Source organism: Campylobacter hepaticus (genome assembly GCF_001687475.2).
Taxonomy (GTDB): Bacteria; Campylobacterota; Campylobacteria; order Campylobacterales; family Campylobacteraceae; genus Campylobacter_D; species Campylobacter_D hepaticus.
This window is the reverse complement of sequence record NZ_CP031611.1, coordinates 31677-57115: the sequence shown is the minus strand read 5'-3', so window position 1 is coordinate 57115 and position 25439 is coordinate 31677. Positions and strand designations below refer to the sequence as shown.

Annotated in this window: 31 protein-coding genes, 5 tRNA genes, 1 pseudogene and 1 riboswitch; of the genes and pseudogenes, 12 read left to right on the top strand and 25 right to left on the bottom strand. The window is 28.4% G+C overall.

Going from position 1 to position 25439, the window contains the following annotated elements; all coding sequences use genetic code 11:
- Positions 1–2 precede the first annotated feature (2 nt).
- From rplJ to nssR, 16 genes are all read right to left on the bottom strand, one after another.
- The gene (rplJ, locus tag A2J15_RS00335; protein ID WP_066777294.1) at positions 3–482 is read right to left on the bottom strand and encodes a 50S ribosomal protein L10; all 480 of its coding nucleotides are present in this window, start codon (positions 480–482) and stop codon (positions 3–5) included.
- 152 nt (positions 483–634) lie between these two features.
- Positions 635–1336, bottom strand: coding sequence for a 50S ribosomal protein L1 (gene rplA, locus A2J15_RS00330; protein ID WP_066777291.1), 702 nt, complete (start codon positions 1334–1336; stop codon positions 635–637).
- Positions 1337–1391: 55 nt separating this feature from the next.
- Positions 1392–1817, bottom strand: coding sequence for a 50S ribosomal protein L11 (gene rplK / locus A2J15_RS00325; protein ID WP_066777288.1), 426 nt, complete (start codon positions 1815–1817; stop codon positions 1392–1394).
- 25 nt (positions 1818–1842) lie between these two features.
- On the bottom strand, positions 1843–2376 hold the full coding sequence (gene nusG, locus A2J15_RS00320; protein WP_066777285.1) for a transcription termination/antitermination protein NusG: 534 nt from the start codon (positions 2374–2376) through the stop codon (positions 1843–1845).
- Positions 2377–2385: 9 nt separating this feature from the next.
- Positions 2386–2565 (bottom strand): preprotein translocase subunit SecE, encoded by a 180-nt coding sequence (secE, locus tag A2J15_RS00315; RefSeq protein ID WP_066777277.1) that lies wholly within the window; start codon positions 2563–2565, stop codon positions 2386–2388.
- 18 nt (positions 2566–2583) lie between these two features.
- A tRNA-Trp gene (locus tag A2J15_RS00310) sits at positions 2584–2659 on the bottom strand.
- Between the two features lie 13 nt (positions 2660–2672).
- Complete coding sequence (gene rpmG / locus A2J15_RS00305; RefSeq protein WP_002793551.1) at positions 2673–2831, bottom strand: 50S ribosomal protein L33; 159 nt, start codon at positions 2829–2831, stop codon at positions 2673–2675.
- 54 nt (positions 2832–2885) lie between these two features.
- The gene (gene tuf / locus A2J15_RS00300; protein WP_066777275.1) at positions 2886–4085 is read right to left on the bottom strand and encodes an elongation factor Tu; all 1200 of its coding nucleotides are present in this window, start codon (positions 4083–4085) and stop codon (positions 2886–2888) included.
- A 66-nt stretch (positions 4086–4151) separates the two neighbouring features.
- Positions 4152–4226: transfer RNA gene (locus A2J15_RS00295), tRNA-Thr, on the bottom strand.
- 97 nt (positions 4227–4323) lie between these two features.
- Positions 4324–4400: transfer RNA gene (locus tag A2J15_RS00290), tRNA-Gly, on the bottom strand.
- Positions 4401–4408: 8 nt separating this feature from the next.
- A tRNA-Tyr gene (locus tag A2J15_RS00285) sits at positions 4409–4494 on the bottom strand.
- 48 nt (positions 4495–4542) lie between these two features.
- Positions 4543–4618, bottom strand: a tRNA-Thr gene (locus tag A2J15_RS00280).
- 77 nt (positions 4619–4695) lie between these two features.
- Positions 4696–5433 carry an amino acid ABC transporter ATP-binding protein gene (locus tag A2J15_RS00275; protein WP_066777272.1) on the bottom strand — a complete coding sequence of 246 codons (738 nt, stop codon included), beginning with the start codon at positions 5431–5433 and terminating at the stop codon, positions 4696–4698.
- A 3-nt stretch (positions 5434–5436) separates the two neighbouring features.
- Positions 5437–6093, bottom strand: a complete 657-nt coding sequence (locus A2J15_RS00270; RefSeq protein ID WP_066777270.1) for an amino acid ABC transporter permease — start codon at positions 6091–6093, stop codon at positions 5437–5439.
- A complete protein-coding gene (locus A2J15_RS00265; RefSeq protein ID WP_066777267.1) occupies positions 6086–6787 on the bottom strand; it encodes an amino acid ABC transporter permease in 702 nt (233 codons plus the stop codon). The genes A2J15_RS00270 and A2J15_RS00265 overlap by 8 nt, the downstream gene beginning before the upstream one ends.
- Positions 6788–6801: 14 nt before the next feature.
- Entirely contained in the window at positions 6802–7398 is a 597-nt protein-coding gene (gene nssR / locus A2J15_RS00260) for a nitrosative stress-sensitive transcriptional regulator NssR (protein ID WP_066777265.1), read from the bottom strand.
- A 92-nt stretch (positions 7399–7490) separates the two neighbouring features.
- Between nssR and ctb the strand changes: the two genes are divergently transcribed.
- Positions 7491–7874 (top strand): truncated hemoglobin Ctb, encoded by a 384-nt coding sequence (gene ctb, locus A2J15_RS00255; RefSeq protein WP_066777263.1) that lies wholly within the window; start codon positions 7491–7493, stop codon positions 7872–7874.
- Here the strand turns inward: ctb and recG are convergent.
- Genes recG through A2J15_RS00240 form a run of 3 tightly spaced genes read right to left on the bottom strand, consistent with a single transcriptional unit; the run spans position 7871 to position 11950 of the window.
- Entirely contained in the window at positions 7871–9694 is a 1824-nt protein-coding gene (recG, locus tag A2J15_RS00250; protein ID WP_066777261.1) for an ATP-dependent DNA helicase RecG, read from the bottom strand. The two genes, ctb and recG, sit on opposite strands and share 4 nt — an antisense overlap.
- Positions 9684–10904, bottom strand: a complete 1221-nt coding sequence (locus A2J15_RS00245; RefSeq protein ID WP_066777259.1) for a M16 family metallopeptidase — start codon at positions 10902–10904, stop codon at positions 9684–9686. Before A2J15_RS00245 ends, recG begins: the two co-directional genes overlap by 11 nt.
- Entirely contained in the window at positions 10904–11950 is a 1047-nt protein-coding gene (locus tag A2J15_RS00240; protein ID WP_066777257.1) for a dehypoxanthine futalosine cyclase, read from the bottom strand. Before A2J15_RS00240 ends, A2J15_RS00245 begins: the two co-directional genes overlap by 1 nt.
- Before the next feature lie 74 nt (positions 11951–12024).
- Here A2J15_RS00240 and A2J15_RS00235 point away from each other — a divergent pair, with 74 nt between their 5' ends.
- The gene (locus tag A2J15_RS00235; RefSeq protein WP_066777255.1) at positions 12025–13212 is read left to right on the top strand and encodes an MFS transporter; all 1188 of its coding nucleotides are present in this window, start codon (positions 12025–12027) and stop codon (positions 13210–13212) included.
- Between the two features lie 13 nt (positions 13213–13225).
- Here the strand turns inward: A2J15_RS00235 and nusA are convergent, their stop codons facing one another.
- Complete coding sequence (gene nusA / locus A2J15_RS00230; RefSeq protein WP_066777253.1) at positions 13226–14311, bottom strand: transcription termination factor NusA; 1086 nt, start codon at positions 14309–14311, stop codon at positions 13226–13228.
- 127 nt (positions 14312–14438) lie between these two features.
- Between nusA and A2J15_RS00225 the strand changes: the two genes are divergently transcribed.
- Genes A2J15_RS00225 through A2J15_RS00200 form a run of 6 tightly spaced genes read left to right on the top strand, consistent with a single transcriptional unit; the run spans position 14439 to position 18575 of the window.
- Positions 14439–14681, top strand: coding sequence for an HP0268 family nuclease (locus A2J15_RS00225; RefSeq protein WP_066777250.1), 243 nt, complete (start codon positions 14439–14441; stop codon positions 14679–14681).
- Positions 14678–15979, top strand: coding sequence for a tRNA (N6-isopentenyl adenosine(37)-C2)-methylthiotransferase MiaB (gene miaB, locus A2J15_RS00220; RefSeq protein WP_066777247.1), 1302 nt, complete (start codon positions 14678–14680; stop codon positions 15977–15979). Before A2J15_RS00225 ends, miaB begins: the two co-directional genes overlap by 4 nt.
- Positions 15963–16592 carry a lysophospholipid acyltransferase family protein gene (locus A2J15_RS00215; RefSeq protein ID WP_066777244.1) on the top strand — a complete coding sequence of 210 codons (630 nt, stop codon included), beginning with the start codon at positions 15963–15965 and terminating at the stop codon, positions 16590–16592. The genes miaB and A2J15_RS00215 overlap by 17 nt, the downstream gene beginning before the upstream one ends.
- A gap of 1 nt (position 16593) precedes the next feature.
- Positions 16594–17544 (top strand): clan AA aspartic protease, encoded by a 951-nt coding sequence (locus tag A2J15_RS00210; protein ID WP_066777241.1) that lies wholly within the window; start codon positions 16594–16596, stop codon positions 17542–17544.
- Positions 17541–18056, top strand: a complete 516-nt coding sequence (locus A2J15_RS00205; protein ID WP_066777238.1) for a hypothetical protein — start codon at positions 17541–17543, stop codon at positions 18054–18056. The genes A2J15_RS00210 and A2J15_RS00205 overlap by 4 nt, the downstream gene beginning before the upstream one ends.
- Entirely contained in the window at positions 18057–18575 is a 519-nt protein-coding gene (locus tag A2J15_RS00200; RefSeq protein WP_066777234.1) for a hypothetical protein, read from the top strand. It abuts the gene before it with no gap.
- Here the strand turns inward: A2J15_RS00200 and thiC are convergent.
- From thiC to rpe, 3 genes are all read right to left on the bottom strand, one after another.
- Positions 18567–19859, bottom strand: coding sequence for a phosphomethylpyrimidine synthase ThiC (thiC, locus tag A2J15_RS00195; RefSeq protein WP_066777232.1), 1293 nt, complete (start codon positions 19857–19859; stop codon positions 18567–18569). The genes A2J15_RS00200 and thiC overlap by 9 nt on opposite strands.
- 60 nt (positions 19860–19919) lie before the next feature.
- Positions 19920–20024: riboswitch (TPP riboswitch) on the bottom strand.
- A gap of 28 nt (positions 20025–20052) precedes the next feature.
- Complete coding sequence (locus tag A2J15_RS00190; RefSeq protein WP_066777230.1) at positions 20053–20814, bottom strand: 3'-5' exonuclease; 762 nt, start codon at positions 20812–20814, stop codon at positions 20053–20055.
- Entirely contained in the window at positions 20811–21458 is a 648-nt protein-coding gene (rpe, locus tag A2J15_RS00185; protein ID WP_066777227.1) for a ribulose-phosphate 3-epimerase, read from the bottom strand. The genes A2J15_RS00190 and rpe overlap by 4 nt, the downstream gene beginning before the upstream one ends.
- Positions 21459–21614: 156 nt before the next feature.
- Here rpe and rpmB point away from each other — a divergent pair, with 156 nt between their 5' ends.
- From rpmB to A2J15_RS07930, 4 genes and pseudogenes are all read left to right on the top strand, one after another.
- On the top strand, positions 21615–21809 hold the full coding sequence (rpmB, locus tag A2J15_RS00180; RefSeq protein ID WP_066777225.1) for a 50S ribosomal protein L28: 195 nt from the start codon (positions 21615–21617) through the stop codon (positions 21807–21809).
- A 212-nt stretch (positions 21810–22021) separates the two neighbouring features.
- Positions 22022–22237: an HP1242/YdcH family protein gene (locus A2J15_RS00175; RefSeq protein ID WP_066777223.1), complete on the top strand. Its 216-nt coding sequence runs from the start codon at positions 22022–22024 to the stop codon at positions 22235–22237.
- Positions 22238–22668: 431 nt separating this feature from the next.
- Positions 22669–22917: pseudogene (locus tag A2J15_RS07935) on the top strand (methyl-accepting chemotaxis protein); the annotation flags it as partial.
- A gap of 3 nt (positions 22918–22920) precedes the next feature.
- On the top strand, positions 22921–23358 hold the full coding sequence (locus A2J15_RS07930; RefSeq protein WP_404843019.1) for a CZB domain-containing protein: 438 nt from the start codon (positions 22921–22923) through the stop codon (positions 23356–23358).
- Between the two features lie 43 nt (positions 23359–23401).
- Here the strand turns inward: A2J15_RS07930 and A2J15_RS00165 are convergent, their stop codons facing one another.
- Positions 23402–23986 (bottom strand): NUDIX domain-containing protein, encoded by a 585-nt coding sequence (locus tag A2J15_RS00165; RefSeq protein WP_066777217.1) that lies wholly within the window; start codon positions 23984–23986, stop codon positions 23402–23404.
- Between the two features lie 514 nt (positions 23987–24500).
- Positions 24501–25439 (bottom strand): acetyl-CoA carboxylase carboxyltransferase subunit alpha, encoded by a 939-nt coding sequence (locus tag A2J15_RS00160; protein WP_066777212.1) that lies wholly within the window; start codon positions 25437–25439, stop codon positions 24501–24503.

The following is a 25439-nucleotide window of genomic DNA, read 5'->3' as shown; positions in this document are numbered from 1 at the left end:
ATTTATTGAGATTCTTTTTTATTTTTAAGCGCATTTAAACCTATTGTGAAATTGGTAATTGGCGCATTCCAAACTTGCAAAAGCATAGCAAGCAACTCATTACGTGAAGGCATTTTAGCTAGAGCTTTAACCTTGGCAACATCTGCAACTTCGCCTTCAATGTGAGCTGCTTTAATTTCAAATTTGTCATTATTTTCTTCAAATTTAGCAGCTACTTTTGAAACGCTAAGCTGATCTTCACCCCAAAGATAAATATTTGTATCTTTAAGAACTAGACCTGTTTTACCGGAATTATTAAGAGCAATATTTGCCAAAGTGTTTTTAACAATTTGAACTTTTACATTATTTTCTCTTGCATTATTTCTAAGCTCTTCTAGTTTTTTTGTACTAAGACCTCTGTAGTTACAAACTACGATAGCTTCACTAGTTTTAAAACCTTCTTCAAGTTTAGCAATAATCTCAACTTTTTCACTTCTAGTCACATCTTCTCCTTTCCGATTGAGATTTCAAGTAGAGCGGAAAATCCAATTAAGCTTACGCCTCGACTATCTTCAATCTAAAATAAACATTTCAAAAAACAAAAAATTTTTTCAAATATTTATTTTAAAATATAAGAGTTGCTACTAAGCAACTCTTATTTCATATCAAGTAATTCTTGTGACTCGAGTTTTACAGAAGGACTCATTGTTAAAGATAAAGCTGCACTTTTAATATACCTACCTTTAGCTGCAGCAGGTTTGTGCTTATTAATCGCTTTTACAAAAGTAGTTATATTATCCCACAACTGTTCTTTAGAAAAACTTATTTTACCAAGACCTGCATGGATATTTCCTTGCTTATCTACACGGAAATTTACTTGTCCACTTTTTGCATTATTAACAGCTTGAACAACATCCATAGTTACAGTTCCTGTTTTAGGATTTGGCATTAAACCTTTAGGACCTAAAATCCTACCCACCTTACCTACAAGTCCCATTAAATTTGGAGTTGCGATTAAAACATCAAAATTCATATTTCCTTTTTGAATTTCTTCTATTAGGTCATCGCTACCTACAATATCTGCTCCAGCATTTTTTGCCTCATCTACTTTTGCATCCTTTGCTATAACAGCAACACGAACTTTTTTACCTGTTCCTGCAGGTAAAACAACAGATCCTCTTACCATTTGATCAGCATGCCTTGGATCAACATTTAATTTTAATGCAATTTCTACAGTTTCATCAAATTTAGCAGATTTCAAAGTTTTTACTGTATCAATCGCTTCACTTAAAGCATATTCTTTACTTGCATCAATTTTTTGTGATAATTCTTTTAATCTTTTTGCTATCTTAGCCATTTATTTTCTCCGCATTTTAAAGTGCTACCGCCTTTTACCTTGGCGGTGAAAGGAATTAATCTACGATTTCAACACCCATAGAACGAGCTGAACCAGCAATAATTTTCGCTGCTTGTTCTCTGTCTTTAGTATTCAAATCTGCAATTTTTTTATCAACTATTTCTAAAACTTGAGCACGAGTTAATTTGCCCACTTTATTTTTAAGTGGATTATCTGTACCCTTAGAAATTCCAGCTGCTTTTTTAATTAAATCTGTAGCTGGTGGTTGTTTTGTAATAAAAGTAAAACTCTTATCAGCATAAACAGTAATAACAACAGGAATATTAAAACCTGCCATATCTTTTGTTCTCTCATTAAAAGCTTTGCAAAATTCCATAATATTAACACCTTGTTGACCCAAAGCAGGACCAACCGGTGGTGATGGATTTGCTTTTGTAGCAGCAATTTGCAATTTAATTTCACCTACGACTTTTTTAGCCATAACAAATCTCCTTACTTAATATAAATTAAATTATTTTCTCAACTTGAGAATATAAAATTTCTACTGGAGTTGAACGTCCAAAAATAGAAACATTAAGTTTTAACAGGCCGCGAACCATATCATATTCTTCTACTATAGCAGTAAAATTCGCAAATGGTCCTTCTGTGATTCTTACATTTTCGCCTTCTTCAAAAGAAATTTTTGGTTTTGGAGCAGCACGATTACGTACTTTTTCCAAAATTAAATTAATATCTTGTTCTGTTAAAGGAGTAGGTTTTTTTGATTCTCCAATAAAACGACCTACTTTTGGAAGAGATTGAATACGATGCCAAAGTTCTGTATTTAAATCAAGAAGTGCAAAAACATATCCTGAATACAAACTTCTCTCACTAATTTTCTCTTTTCCATTTTTAAATTCAATAACATCTTCAGTCGGAACAACAATTTCTTTAAGCTGTTCTTCAATTCCATTATCTTTGACTAAATTTTCAATGGCTTTCTTAACTGCCATTTCACTGCCAGCATAAGTTTGAATTGCATACCATTTATGAGTACTCATATATCCTCCTTATACAATCACAGAAACAATAGAGGATAAAATCCAATCCACTAGTGCTAAAAACAAAGAAATTGCTGTAACCACTACAAAAACCGTAATATAAGCATTTCTTACCTGTTCTTTTAAAGGAAAAATTACTTTCCTTAATTCGGCTTTTGATAATTTAAAATAAGTTATTAATTTTTCCATTTATTTAAACCTTAATTATGGCAGGGCAAGAGGGATTCGAACCCCCAACCATCGGATTTGGAATCCGGCGCTCTACCGTTGGAGCTATTGCCCTAAGGGCGTAAAGCTTAACTTTTTAGTTTAACTTCTTTGTGAAGTGTATGTTTTTTTAATCTTGGGCAATATTTTTTTAATTCCAATTTTTCAGTAGTATTTTTACTATTTTTATAAGTACTATAATTTATATCACCACATTCTTCACATTTTAAACCGACTTTAATTCTCATTTTATTTTCCTTAAAAAATTAAGGTCAAGTTTTAAATACTTGACCTTATGTAAATTATTTAATAATTTTAGAAACAACACCTGAACCTACAGTTTTTCCACCTTCACGGATAGCAAAACGAGTACCTTCTTCAAGTGCTACTGGAGCAATTAAGCTTACAGTAATTCTTACATTTTCACCTGGCATAACCATTTCAACCCCATCAGCCAATTTAATTGAACCTGTTACATCAGTTGTTCTTACATAAAATTGTGGTCTATAATTATTAAAGAACGGAGTGTGTCTACCACCTTCATCTTTATTTAAAATATAAACTTCAGCTTCAAAATCAGTGTGTGGAGTAATTGATTTTGGTTTAGCTAAAACCATACCACGAATAACTTCTTCTTTTTTAGTACCACGAAGAAGAACTCCTACATTATCTCCTGCTTCGCCTTGATCCATTTCTTTTCTAAACATTTCAACGCCTGTAACAGTTGTTGTTTGAGTATCTTTGATACCAACAATTTCTATAGTATCACCAACTTTTACAATACCTTTTTCAATTCTACCTGTAACAACAGTACCACGACCTGAAATTGAGAAAACATCTTCAATCGGCATTAAGAAATCTTTTTCAGTATCACGAGTTGGAGTTGGAATGTAACTATCAACTGCAGCCATAAGATCCATAACTTTTGCTGACCACTCTCCATCTTGTCCAGCTTTAGCTTCTTCAAGAGCTTTTAAAGCAGATCCTGAAATAATAGGTGTATCATCACCTGGAAAATCATAAGAGCTTAATAATTCTCTAATTTCCATTTCAACTAATTCTAAAAGTTCAGCATCATCAACCATATCAGCTTTATTCATAAAAACAACAATGTATGGAACACCTACTTGGCGAGAAAGAAGGATATGCTCTCTAGTTTGCGGCATTGGACCATCTGCAGCAGAAACAACTAAAATCGCACCATCCATTTGAGCAGCACCTGTAATCATGTTTTTAACATAATCTGCGTGACCTGGACAGTCAACATGTGCATAATGGCGATTATCTGTTTCATATTCAATATGAGAAGTAGCAATAGTAATACCACGTTCTTTTTCTTCTGGAGCATTATCAATATTATCATAATCTTTAAGTTCTGCTAGACCTTTTCTAGAAAGAACAGCAGAAATAGCAGCTGTTAAAGTAGTTTTACCATGATCAACGTGACCAATAGTACCGATATTTACGTGTGGCTTATTACGTGAAAATTTTTCTTTAGCCATTTTTTTCCTCCGTATAAAATAAATTGAGCAAAGCAAGTCTAGATTTAATATAATTTTTTCAATTCATGGAGCTCATAGCGGGAATTGAACCCGCGACCTCTCCCTTACCAAGGGAGTGCTCTACCTCTGAGCCATACGAGCGCTCAGAAAAATTATATATGAAATAGACAACAAAAAACTTTGGGATATTATACTGTAAGTTAATGGTTAAAATACAGCTCCCAGTTCTTTATAAATATGGAGCGGGAAACGGGACTCGAACCCGCGACCCTCAGCTTGGAAGGCTGATGCTCTAGCCAACTGAGCTACTCCCGCAAAGCACATGGTGGTGAGTCGTGGATTCGAACCACGGAAGGCGAAAGCCAGCAGATTTACAGTCTGCCCTCGTTGGCCACTTGAGTAACTCACCTTTTAAAATATTGCTTTTAATATTCTGGTCAAACACTGCTATAAAAAATGGAGCTGGTTAAGGGACTTGAACCCCCGACCTGCTGCTTACAAGGCAGCTGCTCTACCAACTGAGCTAAACCAGCAAAAATAAAACTTAGATTATAACTTAAAAAAAATATTTTGTCAAGAACTTTTATAAGCTTTTTAAAATAAAAATTTCTTATTTATGGTAATCAAATAAATTTAAAAATTTTCTTGCTCTTTCGCTTTTTGGATTTTCAAAAAAATTTTTAGGAACATTTTCTTCTATAATCTTACCTTCATCCATAAAAATTATTTTATCAGCAACTGCTTTAGCAAAAGCCATTTCATGAGTGACAATAAGCATAGTCATACCTTCTTTAGCAAGATTAAGCATTACTTCTAAAACTTCTCTTACAATTTCAGGATCAAGAGCAGCTGTTACCTCATCAAAAAGCATAATTTCAGGATTCATACACAAACTTCTTACAATAGCAATTCTTTGTTTTTGACCCCCGCTTAATTCTCTTGGATAAGCATGAATTTTATGTAAAAGTCCTACTTTTTCTAACCAAATTTTAGCTTCTTTTAAAACCTCATCTTTTTTTCTTTTTTGTACTTTCATAGGACCTAAAAGTATATTTTCCTCAACACTTAAATGCTCAAAAAGCTCATAAGATTGAAAAACCATACCTATTTTTTGACGTATTCTTGACCATTCTTTAAAATCTTTATCTATTTTTTCCTTATCAACATAAATAGCTCCGCTTGCAATATCTTCAAAACCATTAATGCAACGCAAAAGAGTAGATTTACCACATCCACTAGGACCTAAAATCACTACAACTTCTTTGGCTTTAACTTCTAAATTAATATCTTTTAAAGCATGGTGCAAGCCATAGTATTTTTGCAAATTTTCTATTTTTAATATACTCATATTTTAGCTCCATTTTTTCTCTAATTTTTTAGAATACCAAGTAATAGGATAACAAAGAATAAAAAAGATAAAAAAGATAAAACCATAAATAATAAAAGGTGCTAAATCATTTTTATTATTAAATTCTATAATTTGCTGCCCCACCTTTACAAGCTCTACTGCACCAATTAAATAAGCAAAAGTAGTGCTTTTTATCATGCGTGTAAGCAAATTCATACTCATAGGCATTAAACGTCTAAAAGCCTGAGGAATTATGATATAAGTAAAACTTTGCAAGGTGCTTAAACCTAAAGACGCAGCACTTTCATATTGATGCTTAGGAATACTTTGCAAAGAAACGCGTACTAAATCCATCATTTCAAAACAACCCCAAATGCTAAAAACAATAATTGTTGCATTCACAGATCCCAAATCCCATCCAAACCATCTAGGAAAACCAAAATATACAACAAAAAGCCATACTAAAAGCGGCATAACACGCACAAATTCTAAAGCTAAACGACAAAAAATATAAATATAAGTATTTTTTAAACTCATTAAAACTCCAAGACATAAGCCTCCTATGAGAGTAATTACAATACTTATAAAAGAAATTTCAAGAGTGATAAATAATCCTTGCCAAAGTCTTAAAAGTGTGTCTGCATTTAAAAACTCAAACATGAAATAACCTTTTTTCAAGTTTTAATAGAATAAAAGATAAAGGTAAAATCATACATAAATAACCTATAAACAATAAAAATAACAATTCATCTGTTTTATAAGTTAAAGAATTTAAACTCGTCATCAAATTAACTAAATCCGGTAGAGCAATAATACTTACTACTGAAGTTTCCTTGATCAAAAAAATGATATTAGCACTAATACTTGGCATAGCAATAGCCAATACCTGTGGTAAAATAATATAACGCAAATTACCCCATTTGGAAAAACCTAAGGCCAATCCTGCTTCAAATTGCTGTTTTCTTATAGCCTCAAAACCCGATCTTAAACTCTCTGCCATATAAGATCCACCCAAAAAGCTAAGTCCTACAACAGCACAAGCAAAAGAAGGTCTTAAAGTTTCTTCCACACTCAAACAAATAAAACTTAATGGAGGAAATTGATCTAAATGAATATCTAATTTTGGCAAAGCATAATACAAGAAAAAAAGTTGAATCAATAAAGGAGTATTTCTTGAAAATTCTATATAAATTTTACACAAATTTTCTACTATTTTTATTTTAAAATAGCTCATAAAAACACAAAATAAACCTATTAATAAAGAAAAAACAATTCCAAAAAAACTTAATTTTAACGTAAGCCAAGTAGCTGTTATAAAAGCAGGAATTTGATTTAATATAAAATTGTAATCCATTTTTCACCCTAAATTCACCAAATTTCTTTTATAATCATAGCCTTATTTAAAATTATAATTTTACCTTTTTTTGTATCAATAAATTCTAAAATTTTAAGTTCTTTTAATACTCTTGATAAAGATTGCGCTCTAACATTTAAATCAATAGCAATTTGCTTTTGAGAAATAAGATCTAATTTTTTTTCATTTTCTAAAAGATACTTTAGTAATTTTGTTTTTAAATCTAAAGTATTTTGAGATAATTTATTTTCTAAAATTTTGATTTTATCAAAAAGTGAGCTTATAAGTAAAAAATTAAACTCTTTATTTTCACTACATAAATTTTGGAAATTTTCAAAATCAATTTCTAAAATTTTACTATTTTCCTCACAAATTGCATTTGCAGGATAATTTAATTTTTTAAAAGCGGGCATTTCTGCTATAAAATTAGGAGGATAAAAATAATGCAAAGTAATTTCTTTATCACTAACTGTACTTTTATAAATACGTATTTTTCCTTCTAGTAAAATAAAAAAATTTCTAGCCTCTTCTCCTTCATAAAACAAAATATTATTTTTTTGAATATTTTTTAGTTTTCCCACCCCGGATAAAAGCTCTAAATAATCTTTCATTAAAATAATTCCGTTCTTAACTCATGTTAAATTTCTTTTATTTTATTTTTGTTATATTAACTTCATAAAATTAACATTTAAGAAAGGATCACATGAAATCTCAAACAATCACTCAAGAAAATATAGCCAAACTTATGGAAATATTTTATGAAAAAGTGAGAAAAGATAAAGATTTAGGTCCTATTTTCAATGATGCTATTGGAACTAGTGATGAAGAATGGAAGGAGCATAAGGCAAAAATAGGAAATTTTTGGGCAGGAATGTTATTAGGAGAAGGAAACTATAATGGACAACCTTTAAAAAAACATTTAGATTTACCAGCTTTTCCTCAAGAATTTTTTCAAACATGGCTTAAGCTTTTTGAATCTAGCCTAGATAAAGTTTATGATGAAAATATGCAAGCAGTAATCTTGCAGCGTGCTCAAATGATAGCCTCGCATTTTCAAAATATTTTATATAGATTTAATAAAGATTAATTTGGCAAAGACTTTGCCAAATCTTTTTTTACTTGTTCTAAAATTTTTTCATCTTTAGAAAAATCAAAAAATTTAAATTCATTTCCATGTTGAATAAAACCATCAAGTAAATCTCCACTTAAACGATTTTCAAGATCAAGTTCTGCTATTTTAAATCCATCTAAAGTATTAGCAAATTCTTGCAAACGCTTAGGAATTTCTTTTAATTTTGTATAAAGATAACAAGTGCTTTTAAGACCTACACGACCTACACGACCACGAAGTTGATGTAAGGTGGCAAGTCCCAAACGTTCAGCTCCTACAATAACTATCATACTTAATCTTGGCAAAGAAATACCTACTTCTACTACTGTAGTACTTAATAAAATATTTCCCTCATCCCTAAAACGCTCTAAAATTTTATCTTTTTGCTTATCTTTACCATGTGTTACAAAAACTTTCTCATAATGACTTTCCCAATATTTTCTTGCTTGTTCTAAAGAAAGATAAGGAATCATATCACTTGAATTTACTAAAGGATAAATCACAATAATTTGGTGATTTTTAGCAAGTTCTTCTTTAATTTTTTCACTTAACTTAGCAAAACCCTTATTTTGTATACAATAGGTTGTAATATCTTTTTCAAAAGGCAACTGCTTAATAAAAGTAAAATTTAGCAATTCTGATTGTATCATACTTAAAGTTCTAGGTATAGGTGTAGCTGAAAACTGTATAAAATGCGGGACCAAATCTCCTTGATTTAAAGCGTGAATTTTTTCACGCTGAGCTGAACCAAAACGGTGCTGTTCATCTATCATTACAAGCACTGCATTGTGGGATTTAATATGAATTAAAGCATGAGTACCTATAATAAGATGTGCATGATTTATACTATCTTCTAAATCTTTTTCTTTTTTACCGCCTTTAATAAATAAAATATTTACAAAATCAGGTAAAAGTTTTTTAGCCTCTTCATAAAGTTGATTTGCCAAAATACTAGTAGGAGCCATTAAAATAGCTTGTTTTGGATATACCATTAAAGCTGCACCTAATAAAACTAAAGTTTTCCCACAACCAACATCTCCCATAATAACACGTCTTTTAGCTTCTTTAGAAGATAAATCATTTTTTATATCTTCTAAAGCGCGTAATTGATCTTTTGTAGGAGTAAAGGGTAAATTTTTAATCCAAGTATTAATATTAAAAACGGGTATATCATAAGCTTGAAAATATTTTTTTTTAGCTTGTAAACGTTTTAAAAAATTATATATTTCTATATATTTTAAATCTTGATAAAATTTTTGCAAATTAGAAAACATAAAAAAACTTTTTTCATCATAAGCATGTAAATTTAAAAGAAAATATATATATTTATCTTTTATGCCACTTTCTTTTAAATTTTCATAATTAAGATATTTATGCATAAACTCAACAATCTTTGCATCTTTTAAGCCTAAAATTTGATATTTTGGACTAAAGCCCTCAAAAGCAAATGAAATTTTAGGATTATTAAACTGCCAAGTATGATTAAAACGTGAAATTTTGGCACTAAAAACCACTTCTTTTCCTATTTTGCAAATTCCAAAATGCCAAGACTTAGGATGAAAAAAAACAAAAGAAACATTTTGATTCCAATCTTGACAAAAACCTAAACCAAAAAGCTGATTTTTATTTGAATTAATACTTTTAATAAGAATTTTTTGAGTGCAAATCTCATTATCTTTTGGAGTCTTACTAGGATTTAAATTTTCAATTTTTTTGGGTAAAAGAAGGGCTAAATCAATAGCACTTCTAATTTTTAATTTTTTAAAAAATTCAAAATCATTTTCTTTAATTTTCATTCTGTATACTTGCAAAACTTATATTTAAAAGCTCTTGATGTTTTTTAATATAAGCATTAATTTGCTCAAGGTCAACATTTTCTATCAATTTTAATTCTGTTTTATAATAACCCAAATTTAAACCTTGACAAAATTCACTAAAAGCCATAATCAAACGCTTGCTTAAACTCTCATAACGCAAAGGTGTTGAACCAATAAGAAAATTTTTAGCCTGATCTAATTCGTTTTGGCTAATGCCTTGTTTAATAAAGTTTTCAAAAACTTCTTTAACAATTTGTTTTGCCTCTTTAGCACTTTCATTTTTAGTTTGCAAATATCCAAAAATCCTTGAAAAAGACATATTCATATCAAGCATAGCATAAGCAGAATACGCAAGACCTCTTTTAACGCGTATTTCCTCCATGATTCTTGATCCAAAACCACCTTGACCTAAAACAAATAAAGCTATTTTGGCTAAATACAAATCTTTATCTTCCAAATTCGCAAAAAAAGGTGTAGCAAAATAAATATAAGCTTGTTCACTTTCCTTGCGTACTAAAATCTTGTCTTTTATTACCTTGCTTAATTCATATGTTTTTTGGATATTTAACTTACCCACTGGTAATTTGACTAAAAATTTTAACATATATTCTTTAGCTTTTTGTTCTTGCAAGTCTCCACCTAAAACCACAACAAGACTACTAAGATTAATATGTTTTTCATAAAAATCTCTTAAATCTTTTAAAGAAATAGTACTAATACTTTTTTCATTTCCATCATTTGGACTTTGAAATTCTTCATATTCAAAAAGCTCTTGATTAAGTAATTTTTTTGCCAAATAATCAAAATCACTATTTTTACTTGCTAATTCACCCAAAGCATTAATTTTTAATTTTTCTAAAATTTTCTCTTCTATTCTTGGTTTTAAAAATAATTTTTCTAAACTACTAAGAGCAAAATTAAAATTTTCTTTCAAACAAGAAAGATTGATTTCTAAGCTTTCAAAACCACTATTTGCTTCTAAATTAATTGCTTTAAACTCCAAATCTTTAAAAAATTTATCATCTACGCCTTCATTTAAAATACGTGCAAATATTTTTGCAGTTCCTGCTATTTTATCATAACTTCTACCGCAATTTCTAAAAACAAGTCTTAAAATAACGATAGGAAGATCTGTATTTTCTTCAAAAATAAAAGGGATTTTACTTTGATTTACTTCTAAAAATTGCATTAAAACCTTTCTAAAATTTCATAAGCAGTATTACGTTTTGCAGGATACTCTCCTAAACTTTTAATCAATCTTATCATCTCATCTTGATTCATTCTATAACTAGCTCCTGCGGCACTAACAACATTTTCTTCCATCATAGTTGAACCCAAATCATTAGCACCAAATTTTAAAGCAAGTTGACCTATCAAAGATCCTTGTGTTACCCAAGAACTTTGCAAATTTTTAAAATTATCCAAATAAAGTCTTGCCAATGCTAAAAGTCTTAAGTATTTATTTGAACTTTGCTTCATAATTTGAGGATGTTTTTGAATCAAAGCTGTATTTTCACTTTGAAAACTCCACAAAATAAAAGCTCTAAAACCATTTGTTTCATCTTGTAATTGCCTTAAATACTCAAAATGATCTATAATTTCTTCATCGCTTTCAACAGTACCAAACATCATCGTAGCAGTACTTTTAATATCAATTTTATGGGCTTGACGGTGCACTTCAAGCCAAGTGGCACTATCACATTTATTAGGAGCTATAATATCACGCACCCTATCACTTAATATTTCAGCACCTGCACCTGGTATAGAAAACAAACCCTTATCCTTAAGTCTTTGTAAAACTTCTGCAATAGAAATTTTTGAAACCCTAGCAATATAAGCAATTTCAACTGCAGAAAAACCATGTATAGTAATATTTGGATAATGTTTTTTTATCCAAGAAACAAGTTCTTCATACCATTCTATTTTTAATTTTGGATGCACTCCACCTTGAAAAAGAATTTGAGTCCCGCCTATAGACTCAAGTTCTTCTATTTTTTTACCTATTTGTTCAAAACTTAAAATATAAGCATCATCTTCTTTATGATGACGATAAAAAGCACAAAAAGAACAATCAATGCAACATACATTAGTATAATTGATATTCCTATCTACAACAAAAGTAGTAATTTTTTCAGGATGCAAGGCTATTTTTTTCTCATAAGCCATTTTCCCAAGTTCAGTTAAACTTGCATGATGAAGCAAATACAAAGCCTCTTTCTTATCCAGTCGTTTCAAAATTTTTCCTTGTTTTTTTAACAAATTAAAATAATTATAACATTTAAAATATAAATTATGCTATAGTTTTATTTATGAATTATATCGATTTATTAAAAAACAACACAAATATTCGAATATTAGCTTCAGTTCAATTTATAGTATATTTTGGTGCATGGTTTTCACAAACAGGAGTTTTTACTCTTTTAGTCCAACTTAATGCTCCTACTTGGGCAACAGCCACAAGTGCCATGCTTGCTTTTTTACCTGGAGTTTTACTAGCGCCTATAAATGGAGTTATAGTAGAAAAAAATAAACCTAAAAAACTCCTCCTTAGTATGATAAGCATAGAACTTATTTCAATTTTTTGTCTTATATTTGTCACCAGCCTTGATATGTTATGGCTTTTATTTATTTTAATTTTTATTAGACTTTGTATTGCTTCTATTTATTTTCAAGCTGAAATGAGTTTAATGGCCAAAATTTTAAATCCCAAAGAACTTAAACTTGTCAATGAAATGCATAGTATAATTTGGGCTATCTCTTACACAGCCGGAATGGCAAGTGCTGGAATTTTTATTTATTTTCTCGGTGTAAAAATTGCCTTTTTATTTGATTGCACTCTTATACTTATTGGAATTTATTGCTTATCAAAACTTAATATTTTTAATTTTAAACAAAAAACACAACACCACTTTTTTATTATGATAAAAGAAGGCTTATTTTATGTTTTAAAAAACAAAATAATTCTTCATCTTATTTTACTTCATGCTTTTATTGGTTTAACCGCTTATGAAACCTTAGTCACATTATTAGCACAACACAGCTACAAAGAAGTATTATCTGCTGCACTAATAATAGGATTTTTAAATGCAATTAGAGCTTGCTCTCTTGCTATAGGACCTATAATTTTAAGTAAATTCATTAATAACAATAATTTATTTTATATGTATCTTGGACAAGGTTTAGGTATTATACTTTGGGCAATAACTCAATTTAATTTTTATATTTCCTTTATAGGTTTAATTGGTGCTGGATTTTTTACATCTACACTTTGGGCTTACACATACACCATGATACAAAAAAATGCAGATAAACAATACCATGGAAGAGTTATTGCTTATACTGATATGGTTTATCTTAGCTTTAGTGCTAGTATTTCTTTACTTATGGGATTTTTATTTGAATTAGGTTTAAATTTACAATTTATCACATTTTTACTAGGTATGATTTTTGTATTAGCCGCATTTTATTGGAAATGGTTTTATCATAAATATTTATAAATCACCAAAATATTTAAATTTTAAATAAATCTTGAAGATTTTTAACCATTTCTTGATTACTCATAGTATTGTTCAAATGAGAATTTAATTCATTTAATTCTATCTCATAACCACTTAACATAGAAGCAAGACGGATATTAATTCCATTTTTACCTATAGCTTTACTTTTTTGTTCGCTATTTAAACTTACAATAGCTCTTTTATCTTCAATTTTTACAGAATTAACAATAGCTGGGGCTAAAGCACGAGAAATTAAAATTTCACTCTCATTAACAAATTCTATACAATCAATATTTTCATTATGAAGCTCCTTGCTAACAGCATTAATTCTTACACCTTTTACCCCTACTGTTGCTCCAACAGGATCGATATTTGCTCCATTAGCTTTAAGAATTATTTTAGCTCTTTCACCTGGAATTCTTGCGCAAGCAACTACATTAACATACCCGTCTTTGATTTCAGGCACCTCAGCCTCAAGTAAACATTCTAAAAATTTAGGACTTGTGCGACTTAATTCTATTTTAATACCCTTATCTGTATACACACGACGTATCACAGCTTTTACTACATCACCTATTTTAAATTTTTCACCCTTAATACGATTTTTTCTTGGTAAAAAAGCTCTTAATTCGTCAATTTCTATATAGGTATTTTCTTCATTATCCACTCTTACAACACTACCAAAAACCATTTGTCCAATTTTATTTTTATATTTTTCAAAAATAGTTTGTTCTAATAATTTTTGTATATGATACTCAAGTTCTTTATGCAAAATATTTACTGCAGTTCTACCTAAATTTTCCAAAGAACATTCATAAGTTAATTCATCTCCTATTTCAACCTCAGGTGCTTCTATTTTCGCCTTACTTAAAGCTATTAGACTTTCACTTTTATTTTGCAGTCTTTCATCATCATCAGCCACAATAGTAATCTTTTGATAAAGGTTTAAATTTTTTGGCTCTACAAAAAATTCATATTCTTGTCCATAAATTTTTTTTGCTGTATTAATTAAAGCAATGATAACTTTTTCTTTAACATTTTCTAAATCTAAATTTTTTTCATTAGCAATGGACTCAATGATATCTGCTATTTTCTCCATATTTTAAAAGCCTTTTTGTGGGAAATTTTAACTAAAGTAGATTAAAATTATATCCTTAATAAGTTTAATTAAAAGTAAAATTTGTTAAAATTATACATAATAAATTCAAAATTTTAAGGACTAAATAATGGAATTAAAATTAGCAAGAACTTCAATCAGTGCAAAACCTAAAAATATCGATTTAGAAACAATTGAAGATCTTTTAAAAAAAGAGGGACAAAAATTTTTTTATTTTGATAAAGACAATACACATAAACAATTTATTGCCTTTATTAATCATTTTAAAAAAAAAGGTTTAAGTATCTATCACAAAACCGTAAAATATGGACTTGATGATAATGATTTTATGTATGAGGTACACATTCTTTGAGTGCTAAAAAATTATTTATCCAAACTCTAGGATGCGCGATGAATGTCAGAGATTCTGAACATATGATCGCAGAACTTACACAAAAAGAAAATTATGCCTTAACACAAGACATTAAAGAAGCTGATCTTATTCTTATTAACACTTGTTCAGTACGCGAAAAACCTGTACATAAGCTTTTTTCAGAAGTAGGTAGCTTTGAAAAAGTAAAAAAACAAGGTGCTAAAATAGGAGTTTGCGGTTGTACTGCTTCGCACTTAGGAAATGAAATCTTTCGTCGCGCCCCTTATGTAGATTTTGTCTTAGGAGCAAGAAATATTTCTAAAATTACTCAAGCTATAAAAACTCCAAAATTTATGGGAATAGATATAGATTATGATGAAAGTGAATTTGCTTTTGCAGATTTTAGAAATAGTATTTATAAATCTTATATTAATATCTCTATAGGTTGTGATAAACACTGTACTTATTGCATAGTTCCTCATACACGTGGAGATGAAATTTCCATACCTTTTAATATTATTTATCAAGAAGCCCAAAAAGCTGTAGAAAAAGGTGCTCAAGAAATTTTTTTATTGGGTCAAAATGTTAATAATTATGGTAAAAGATTTAGAAATCAACACAAAGCAATGGATTTTGCTGATCTTTTAGAAGAACTTAGTGCGATAAAAGACTTAAAACGTATTCGTTTTACAAGTCCACACCCTTTACATATGGATGATAAATTTTTAAAAGTTTTTGCTAGTAATCCAAAAATTTGTAAATCTATGCATATGCCCTTACAAAGTGGATCAAGTCAAATTTTAAATGCTATGAAACGCGGTTATACTAAAGAATGGTATTTAAATAGAGCCCTAAAACTTAGAGAAATTTGTCCTAATGTAAGTATTTCAACAGATATTATTGTAGCTTTTCCAGGAGAAAGTGAAAAAGATTTTGAAGAAACTATGGATGTTTTAGAAAAAGTACGTTTTGAACAAATCTTTTCTTTTAAATATTCTAAACGCCCCTTAACTAAAGCTGCTAGTTTACCAAATCAAATTGATGAAGAAACTGCTTCACAAAGACTCACTATCTTACAAAATCGCCACAATGCGATTTTAGATGAAATTGTTAAAAAACAAGAAAATAAAACTTTTAAAGTTTTATTTGAAGAATTAAAAACAAATAACACAATAGCTGGGAGAACAGATAATAATTTTTTAGTACAAATTCAAGGTAGTGAAGAACTTTTAGGACAACTAAAAGAAGTGAAAATTAATAATGCAAAGCGTATGGTTTTATATGGGGAAATCGTTTAAAATTTATTGTTTAACATATATAATTTTTATTTTACAATGGTTTATTTTTTTAACGTGTAAAAAATATTATAAAGGCAAAAAAGTTGACAATAAACCCAATGTGATACTTTTTTGGCATGGAAAATTAGCTTTAATGCCTTTTGCTTTTAAATACTATAGACAAAAAGATAAGAAAGCTTATGTAATGATTTCTTATCATAAAGATGGAGAACAAATTGCTAAAATTATTAAACTTTTTAGACTTCATACTGTAAGAGGAAGCACTTCAAAAGGTGGAAGTAAAGTCCTTAGAGCTGCTTTTAAAGTTTTAGAGCAAAATGACGATATAGTTATTACGCCTGATGGACCACGTGGACCTTATCATAGTATTTCAGATGGTTCTATTAGTTTAGCCCAAAAAAAAGGTTTAAAAATAAGAATTTTAAATTATGAAGCAAACCGATTTTGGGAATTTAAGAGTTGGGATAAAATGATATTACCAAAACCTTTTAGTAAAATCACCTATAGCTTAAGTGAACCTTTAGATATTTCACATTTAAACAAAGAAGAGGCTAAAGAATTTTTAATAGAACAATTTAATAAAATTAGCCTAGCTGATCAATTTAAGGAATAAAATGTTATTTTTACTAAAAAAAATATTCCCGCAACTTTTCATTAGCATTATATTAAAAGATAAAAAAAATATCTTAAAAACTTCCATTTATAGAGCGAATAAATTAGTAAGTAGCAATGAAAAAACCTTTGATAAAAGCGAAAATTTATTAGAATATATAAAAAATTTAAGCAAACATTTCTTATTTTATTATACTGCTTTATTTTTAGACGCTAAAGAACAAGGATTAATACCTAATACAAATATTAAAGATTATGAACATTTTGATATAGGAAAAATCAGTTTAAAACATATCTTATTAAATAATGCTTTAATTTACACAGCTACTGAACACATAGAATATTATAATGAGCTTTTTGAAGATCATGGAACTTTAGATTTTTTATATTCTCCCTTTGCTCTTCTTTATTACAATATACAAAAAGAAAGACAAACTGATGATAAAATCATACTCTATGGATTTAAACAAAATTCACTTTTAACTATTATTATTAGCAAGGGTACTACTATTTTATATGGAGACTTTAAAACCTTTGAGCAAGAATTAAACTCGAATTTAAATCTTTTAAAAGAAAATAATATTCAAACAAACAATGATACTCAAATTGTAGATAATTTTGATGAAAACTTAAATCAAGAAATTAATTCAAACACACAAGAAGATCATCTTAATACCTTAGACAATGATTTAAATATTAAAGAATTTGAAGAATTTGAACATTTTAATAATGATATGGAATTTTGTCGCTATATAATTAGTAGTATTGAAAAATTTTATAACGATGATAAATATTTAGGAGTTTTCATTAATGATATTATATTATATAGCGAATCTAGTATTGATATCAGTGCTATTGATTTTTTAGAAAATGAAACTTTTCTAGAAATAAAAACCAAATCTATTAATACACTTGATCTTATGATAGAACTAATGCAAAAGGAACTTAAGTGACTTATAGCTTCATACAACCTAAAAAAAAACCCATTTTTAAACTTTTTGATAAAATTTGGCTAGGGCTTTTTAGCTTTAGTATATTATTTATTTTACTAGTATATTTTATATATACAACAAAAACAGCTTTGATTCATAATACTATTTACAATGAAAAACAACAAGTCATTACCCTACAAAATAAAATACAACAAAATAATGCGCTTTATGCAACCTTACTCGAACAAAGTCAAATAGCTAAAAATTTTACAACCCAAAATCAAATTCTAAAAGAAAGCCTTAAAAATCTATTTGATATTATTGTAAAAACTGACAATATTACGCTTCAAAGCATGGAACAAGAAAAATACTCTTTAAAACTTATTGGCATCACTCCTACTAAAGAAATGTTTAGTTTGCTTTTAGAAACTCCTTTAAAAAGCATTTTTGATCAAAGCAATACAAGTTATTATCGTTTAGATAATGGATGGTATCGTTTTGTTAATATCAGTAAAAAATTTCAGGAATTATAGATGAAAGATAAAAGCCTAGAAGAAATTAATTTATTAAAACTCATAGTTTTTACATTAAGCTTTATAAGTATTTGCACAGCTTTAATTTTATTTTTACTTTTACCTGCGCTAAAGAAATATCAACAAATAAGCCTTGTAGAACATTCACAACTTAGCATATTAAAAACTACTCAATCAAATTTTGATTTTAGTAAAGATAAAATTACAAAATTAAAAAATGAAAATCCTAAAAGCTTAGAACAGTTCAAGCAAAATTTTAATATTGATCATTTTAATATTTTCTTACAAAAATACTTTCAAAATATTAAAATTCAAGAAAATAAACCAGAAAAAAAAGAAAAATATTTAAAAAGTCTTTTAAATATTCAAGCAACAATAAACAATCCTAAAAATCTTTATGATTTTATTGATGCTTTAAAAAATTATGATAATTTAATCAAACTAGATTACCCACTAAAACTTCAAGCTGCAGAGCAAGGTATTAATATATACCTTGCTCTTAAAATTTACTCAAGTTAAACTTACCTCATCGCCTTTTAGAATTTGATTCATAGTATTCATTGCACACATTTTTCCACACATAGAACATGAATTTAAATCATCGGGACGACGTTCATTAAACATTTTTTTTGCCTTTTCTCCATCAATAGCAAGTTTAAACATTTTTTCCCAATCTATATCCTGTCTTGCTTTACTCATAGCATCATCTCTTGCCCTTTCTTTTGGAAGCTTTGCTATATCTCCTGCATGAGCTGCAATCCTAGTTGCAACTATACCATCTCTAACATCTTCTAAATTCGGAAGCCTTAAATGTTCTGCAGGAGTAACATAACATAATATATCAGCACCACTTGCTGCTGCAACAGCTCCTCCAATGGCACCACTAATATGATCATAACCCGCCCCAATATCTGTAACCAAAGGACCTAAAACATAAAAAGGTGCTCCTTTACATAAACGCTTTTCTAATTGCATGTTTGCTTCAATTTCATTAATAGCCATGTGCCCAGGACCTTCTATCATAACTTGAACTCCAACATCCCAAGCTCTTTGTGTTAACAAAGATAATTCAATTAATTCTGCAATTTGCGCTGCATCACTTGCATCATGTGTTGAACCAGGGCGTAAAGCATCGCCCAAAGACAAGGTTACATCATATTTTAAACAAATATCAAGCAAATCATCATAATATTCAAAAAAAGGATTTTCAGCATTTTTCATCATCATCCAAGCATAAAGCACAGAACCTCCTCTTGAAACTATATTTGTCAATCTTTTACCTTGTTTAAAAATATTTGCTGCACGAGAATTAATACCTGCATGAATTGTCATAAAATCGACCCCGCTTTTAGCATGATAATAAACCACATCTAAAAAATCTTTAGCACTAATTTGTTTTAAATCTTTTTCTAAAAATCCTACTGCATCATACACTGGTACAGTACCTATCATAGCTTTTGAAACATTAATAAGCTGATCTCTAAAATGACTTGTTTTACCATAATTACTTAAATCCATAATTGCTTCAATATTAAACTTGTGAGCAAGTTCAACTTTTTTCATCTCTTCGCTATAATCAACACAATCATTAGAAACCCCTAAATTCACATTTATTTTAGTGCGAAGTCCTAATCCTATACCATTTGGATCAAGACTTTTATGATTAATATTTGCAGGGATAATAATTTTACCACAAGCTAAATTTTCAAGTAAAAAATCTTGACTCACTTGTTCTTTTTGTGCAACAATTTGCATCTCTTTAGTAAATACACCTTCTTTGGCATAATTCATTTGAGTTTTCATAAATTTATCCTTAATAAAAAATTTGGGATAAATGAAGGGTAATATAAATTTTTTGAAAGCATTTAAATTTATAAATCTTCCCGACGCTGGCATTACCCAGATCCGGTTCGGTCTAAGCTTTTAACTTACTCTCAGCCTGTACCACAAGCTCCCGTCATTTATAAAAACATTATAAGATATTATCATTAATGGTTTATTTTGTTTTTAAACGTGTAGTCTTTATAAAATGAATCAATTCTTCTGTAGTTTTAATATGATAAGGAAGTTTACTTAAACAATACTTTAAAATTTCAGCAGCAGCCAAAGCATCATCTAAAGCCCTATGATGAACATTTTCTATACCCAAAAATTCCTTTAAAACTTCAAGTTTATATTTTGGGCTTTGTATGCAACATTGTGCAAACTCTATAGTACAAATACGACGATTGAGCAAAATCCCAAAATCACATTCATCTAAAACCTTAGAAATAAAACTATAATCAAAGCGAACATTATGGGCAACAAAAATACTATCTTTTAAAAAAAGCCTAAAATCATTTAAAACCTTTGCTAGACTTGGAGCATTTTTTACCATATCATAAGTAATGCCTGTAAGCTCTGAAATATTCTCTGGAATAGCTTTAACCTTAATAAAACTTTGAAAAACTCCAATCTGTTTAGAATTTTGAATTTTAACAGCTCCAATTTCTAATATTTCACCCTTATTAACCCCTCCTGTACTTTCTATATCTACCACACAAAAAATTTCTTCTTTAATTTTTTTTGTACGTGTTTTAAGAGTAAAAGTATTATCTTTATTTAAAGTTAATCCTAAACCTAAAAGTTCGAAAGTTTCTAAGTCTAAATCAAAATTTTTTAATTCTTGAATTTTAGAAAATTCTTCAACAACCCAATCATAAGGCTTACTTTGTTTATTTAATATAGAAATAATTTGATCAATTTGTTGTAAACTCAAAATTCAAGCTTTAAAGAAGAAATGGCATTTTTATAATCATCCGAAGAAAAAATATAATTTCCTGCTACCAAAATGTCGGCTCCAGCAAGCTCTAAATCACTAGCATTTAAACCATTAACTCCTCCATCAACCTCTATAAAAATTTTAGCACTTTTTTCATCAATCAATTGACGCAATTCTTTAATTTTTTCATAAACCAAAGGTAAAAATTTTTGCCCACCAAAACCAGGGTTAACACTCATTAAAAGTACCATATCTATAAATTCTATCATATGTTTGATAGAATTTATAGGGGTATGAGGATTTAATACAATAGCTGGATGAATACCATGGCTTCTTATGTATTCACAAAGCCTTATAGGATGATTTTCACTTTCTAGATGAAAAGAAATAAATTTAGGCCTTAAAGGAATAAAAAGATCTACAAATTTACTCACATTTTGAACCATTAAATGTACATCTAAAGGAAGCTTAGTAATAGTTGCAATTTTTTCCAAAACACAAGGACCAAAAGTTAGATTAGGAACAAAATGTCCATCCATTACATCAATATGCAAAAGATCTGCTCCTGCATCATCAACGGCTTTAATTTCTTCTTCTAATTTTAAAAAATTTGCAGATAATAAACTAGGAGCTACATACATTAAAAAACCTTAAAAATATAAAATTAAATTATATAAAATTTATAAAATAAAACATATTTTATCTATTTATACATTAAAAAAACTATAAATATGTGAATATTTTAAGCTTAAATTTGATAAGATTTATATAATAAAATTTGATTCAAGGATAAAAATATGGCAAGAATATGTCAGATCACAGGAAAAGGTCCCATGGTAGGAAATAATGTCAGCCATGCCAACAATAAAACAAAAAGACGCTTTTTACCTAATCTTAGAACAGTTCGCATCACTTTAGAAGATGGCTCTATAAGAAAAATGAAAATTGCTGCTTCTACTTTAAGAACTCTTAAAAAACAAAATTCTAAATAATTTTTGAGGATTTATTCCTCATTATTAACATTTCAAATCTAAGTAAAATAATTTTATCTAAAATAATAAAAATTATATATAATACATATTTAAAAATTATGTATTAATTTTATTATTTTTTAAGCTAAAAATATCATTTAATAGGATAAAATATCATAAATTGATCAATAATAAAGACTAATTTAAATTTTATCCACTATTAAGGAGAATTTATGTTACATGAATATAGAGAATTAATGTCTGAATTAAAAGGAAAAGACAATTATTTTAATAAATTATTTGATCGTCATAATGAACTTGATGATATGATTAAAGATGCAGAAGAAGGCAGATCTCTTCTTAGTGATATGGAAATTTCTACCCTAAAAAAAGAAAAACTCCATATAAAAGATGAACTTAATCAATATTTAGCAAATTACAAAAAATAAAAAATTTAAGGCGAAATAAAATGTTTGGAAGTAAAATAAATCATACTAATCTTCAAAAACTTGAAGAAGAAAACAAAGATCTTATACATCAAGTTAAAAAGTTGCAATCAGAAAATGTAGAATTAAAAAATAAAATTTCATCGCTTGAACAAGCAGCCTTAGAATCCAAACTTAAAACAGAACTTTTAAATGTTTTACTTAATGGAGTTTTAAAAAACATTACTATAGTCCAAGCAGATATGCTAGAAAATGTAAATAAAGCAGAAATTATTTCTAATTATTCTAAAAATTCTCTTGCAGAGATGGATGAACTTAATCATATAGCTAATTCTATTAATGCATCTTTAGGAGATATTACTGAATCAGCAAATAAAACTAGAGATGTTGCAGGAACATTACATAGAAGTGTTGATGAAATTACTAATGTAATTAATTTAATTAAAGATGTATCTGATCAAACCAATCTTCTAGCTCTTAATGCAGCTATAGAAGCTGCTAGAGCGGGTGAACACGGTCGTGGTTTTGCTGTTGTTGCTGATGAAGTAAGAAAATTAGCAGAAAAAACACAAAAAGCAACCACAGAAGTTGAAATGAACATCAATCTTCTTAAACAAAATGCAAATGAAATGTATACTCAAAGCGAACAAGTTGAAAAAATTTCCATAGATTCTAATGCACATATTATGAATTTTTCAGAAAAATTTACCCATTTAGTCAATGAAGCGCACTCTACTAATTCAAATGCAGTAGGTATTGCTTCTGAAGCTTTTGTATCCTTAGCAAAACTTGATCATATAGCTTTTAAATTAAATGGCTATAAAGAAATTTTCTCAAAATCAGGAAAACAACTAACAGATCATACTTCTTGTCGTCTAGGTAAATGGCTTGCTAGCACAGGTAAAGAAAGATTTGGCCATAGTAGAAGCTTCTTAAAAATTAACGCCCCTCACGAAAAAGTTCATGAAAATATGAACATGGCTATAACAATAGCAAATACAGAAAATATTAGCAAAGATTCTACTCAATATAAAATTATTAATAAATGTGAAGTTGCTGAACATGCTTCGCTTGAACTTTTTGATATCTTTAAAGAAATGCTTGATGAATCTTCTAGTAATTAAAAAATTTTTTAATTAAATCTCTAACAAAGATTTAATTAAAACTTTATTTTTTCCATTTTTCTTTTAAAAACCACATATAAGCAAAATCAAGCAAAGGTGTTCTTATCATTTTTTTACATATTTTTTCAAAATCTTCTATTTTGACATAAATAGGCTCAATTTCTTCATTATCTACACCACCGCCTTGAGAAACTCTATTTGTTTCATCAACTTGAGTAAAATAAAAACTTTGTTTACTCACCCCTGAACCAAAACCTGTATAAAAATCTCCTATTTTCTCTAAAATTTCAGGAGCATATCCAAGTTCTTCTACGCACTCTTCTCTAGCTATTTCTTCTAAAGATAAATTTTTATCCACAAGTCCTGAACAAAGTTCTATAGTATAACCCATATTTTCATCTTGCTTATATTCAATATCATGAATTTGATGATACCAAAGCGGTATACGAAATTGACGCACAAAGATGAAACTTTCCAAATCTTTATGATATAAAAGCACTGATACACTATCTTTAGCCTCTATAAAATCCCAAGTACAAATTTTACCTTTGCTTTCATAGGAAAATCTTTTAGGTTTAATATAATTTGAATTTTCAAAAGGAAGTTCTTTGAAATTTTTAAATGCCATTTTCCAACCTTTTTTCTTTAAAATAATAATTTACTTAAAATTACTTGATATATAAAATTATAGTAAATAAAAATTAAGTTTTTATATAATAAAATAAGTAATTTTTTATATAAATAATATTTATGATTTTACTCTCAACTTTCCATACAAAAGCTTAAATTTAATACAAAATTCTAAATATCATTAAAATTTACTTCATATATTCACTTTTAGATAGAAAATTCAAATATTAAATAATATTTGAATTAAAATATTACTTTTTATGAATTATTAATGATATATTAAGATTATTTTTTAATCTTAATATATATATACAAACTTAAAATTATCTTATTAAGATTTAATTTTTATTATATTTTTAACTTGGATAATTTGCTTTCATTAATTTTTCAAACTATTTAAATAAAATTAGATTATTTTTAATTCTAAAAATTATTTTAATTTTTATCAATTTAAAATAATTTTAGCTTATCTTAAAATTATCATTAATCGTGAAATTAGAAAAATCAAAAATTTAAATTTCTTGATAAGCGCCAATTTTTAAAATCTTTTGCATACGATTTGCACAAAGTTCTCTTACATCAATATTTTCAAGCTCATTTAAAGATTTTTTTACATAATCAGCAATTGCAACTGCAGCTGCTTCTTTATTGCGATGTGCACCATTTATAGGTTCTTGTATCACATCATCAATTAAGCCTTGAGATTTCAAATCATCGGCTGTTACTTTCATAGCTTTAGTTGCAGCTTCACTTTTTGCAGGATCATTCCAAAGTATTGCTGCACAACCTTCAGGAGAAATTACAGAAAAAACTGAATTTTTCATCATGGCAAGCTTATCCGCTACTCCTATAGCTAAAGCTCCTCCACTACCACCTTCTCCAATCACTATTGCTATAGTAGGAATTTTTAAATCACTTAATTCATATAAATTCCTAGCAATAGCTTCGCTTTGACCACGCTCTTCAGCACCTATACCAGGATAAGCTCCTGGAGTATCAATTAAAAATAAAACAGGAATTTGAAATTTTTCAGCAAGTCTTGCCACTCTTAAAGCCTTACGATAACCTTCAGGATGAGGCATGCCAAAATTTCTTGCAATTTTATCTTTTGTACCACGTCCTTTTTGTTCACCAATAACAATAATTTTTCTTTCGCTTAAATATCCCATAAAACAAACAATAGCAGGATCATCTCTAAAATTCCGATCACCATGAATTTCATGAGCATTATTTAAAATCATCTCAATATAATCAAGTGCATAAGGACGATCAGGATGACGAGCTAATTGTAAACGTTGAAAATCATTTAGATTTTTATAAGTCTTAACAATTTCTTTTTCAAGATTTTTCTTTAAAATCGATACAGCTTCAACATCCCCTTTAATTTGTGCATTAATAATATCTTCATCAATTTGCTGAATATTTTTTTCAAAATCTAAATACGAAGCCAT

Excerpts from the sequence above, each read along its gene's own strand:
- A2J15_RS00165 (WP_066777217.1), bottom strand. The coding sequence starts at position 23,986 with ATGGCATTTAAAAATTTCAAAGAACTTCCTTTTGAAAATTCAAATTAT.
- A2J15_RS00225 (WP_066777250.1), top strand. The coding sequence starts at position 14,439 with ATGGAATTAAAATTAGCAAGAACTTCAATCAGTGCAAAACCTAAAAAT.
- ctb (WP_066777263.1), top strand. The coding sequence starts at position 7,491 with ATGAAATCTCAAACAATCACTCAAGAAAATATAGCCAAACTTATGGAA.
- rplK (WP_066777288.1), bottom strand. The coding sequence starts at position 1,817 with ATGGCTAAAAAAGTCGTAGGTGAAATTAAATTGCAAATTGCTGCTACA.
- rpmG (WP_002793551.1), bottom strand. The coding sequence starts at position 2,831 with ATGAGAATTAAAGTCGGTTTAAAATGTGAAGAATGTGGTGATATAAAT.
- A2J15_RS00245 (WP_066777259.1), bottom strand. The coding sequence starts at position 10,904 with ATGCAATTTTTAGAAGTAAATCAAAGTAAAATCCCTTTTATTTTTGAA.
- A2J15_RS00270 (WP_066777270.1), bottom strand. The coding sequence starts at position 6,093 with ATGTTTGAGTTTTTAAATGCAGACACACTTTTAAGACTTTGGCAAGGA.
- A2J15_RS00275 (WP_066777272.1), bottom strand. The coding sequence starts at position 5,433 with ATGAGTATATTAAAAATAGAAAATTTGCAAAAATACTATGGCTTGCAC.
- A2J15_RS00210 (WP_066777241.1), top strand. The coding sequence starts at position 16,594 with ATGTTATTTTTACTAAAAAAAATATTCCCGCAACTTTTCATTAGCATT.
- A2J15_RS00175 (WP_066777223.1), top strand. The coding sequence starts at position 22,022 with ATGTTACATGAATATAGAGAATTAATGTCTGAATTAAAAGGAAAAGAC.
- A2J15_RS00215 (WP_066777244.1), top strand. The coding sequence starts at position 15,963 with ATGGGGAAATCGTTTAAAATTTATTGTTTAACATATATAATTTTTATT.
- rplA (WP_066777291.1), bottom strand. The coding sequence starts at position 1,336 with ATGGCTAAGATAGCAAAAAGATTAAAAGAATTATCACAAAAAATTGAT.
- nssR (WP_066777265.1), bottom strand. The coding sequence starts at position 7,398 with ATGAAAGATTATTTAGAGCTTTTATCCGGGGTGGGAAAACTAAAAAAT.
- nusG (WP_066777285.1), bottom strand. The coding sequence starts at position 2,376 with ATGAGTACTCATAAATGGTATGCAATTCAAACTTATGCTGGCAGTGAA.
- A2J15_RS00265 (WP_066777267.1), bottom strand. The coding sequence starts at position 6,787 with ATGGATTACAATTTTATATTAAATCAAATTCCTGCTTTTATAACAGCT.
- thiC (WP_066777232.1), bottom strand. The coding sequence starts at position 19,859 with ATGAAAACTCAAATGAATTATGCCAAAGAAGGTGTATTTACTAAAGAG.
- A2J15_RS00235 (WP_066777255.1), top strand. The coding sequence starts at position 12,025 with ATGAATTATATCGATTTATTAAAAAACAACACAAATATTCGAATATTA.
- nusA (WP_066777253.1), bottom strand. The coding sequence starts at position 14,311 with ATGGAGAAAATAGCAGATATCATTGAGTCCATTGCTAATGAAAAAAAT.
- A2J15_RS00160 (WP_066777212.1), bottom strand. The coding sequence starts at position 25,439 with ATGGCTTCGTATTTAGATTTTGAAAAAAATATTCAGCAAATTGATGAA.
- recG (WP_066777261.1), bottom strand. The coding sequence starts at position 9,694 with ATGAAAATTAAAGAAAATGATTTTGAATTTTTTAAAAAATTAAAAATT.
- A2J15_RS00200 (WP_066777234.1), top strand. The coding sequence starts at position 18,057 with ATGAAAGATAAAAGCCTAGAAGAAATTAATTTATTAAAACTCATAGTT.
- tuf (WP_066777275.1), bottom strand. The coding sequence starts at position 4,085 with ATGGCTAAAGAAAAATTTTCACGTAATAAGCCACACGTAAATATCGGT.
- rpmB (WP_066777225.1), top strand. The coding sequence starts at position 21,615 with ATGGCAAGAATATGTCAGATCACAGGAAAAGGTCCCATGGTAGGAAAT.
- secE (WP_066777277.1), bottom strand. The coding sequence starts at position 2,565 with ATGGAAAAATTAATAACTTATTTTAAATTATCAAAAGCCGAATTAAGG.
- A2J15_RS07930 (WP_404843019.1), top strand. The coding sequence starts at position 22,921 with ATGAATTTTTCAGAAAAATTTACCCATTTAGTCAATGAAGCGCACTCT.
- rpe (WP_066777227.1), bottom strand. The coding sequence starts at position 21,458 with ATGTATGTAGCTCCTAGTTTATTATCTGCAAATTTTTTAAAATTAGAA.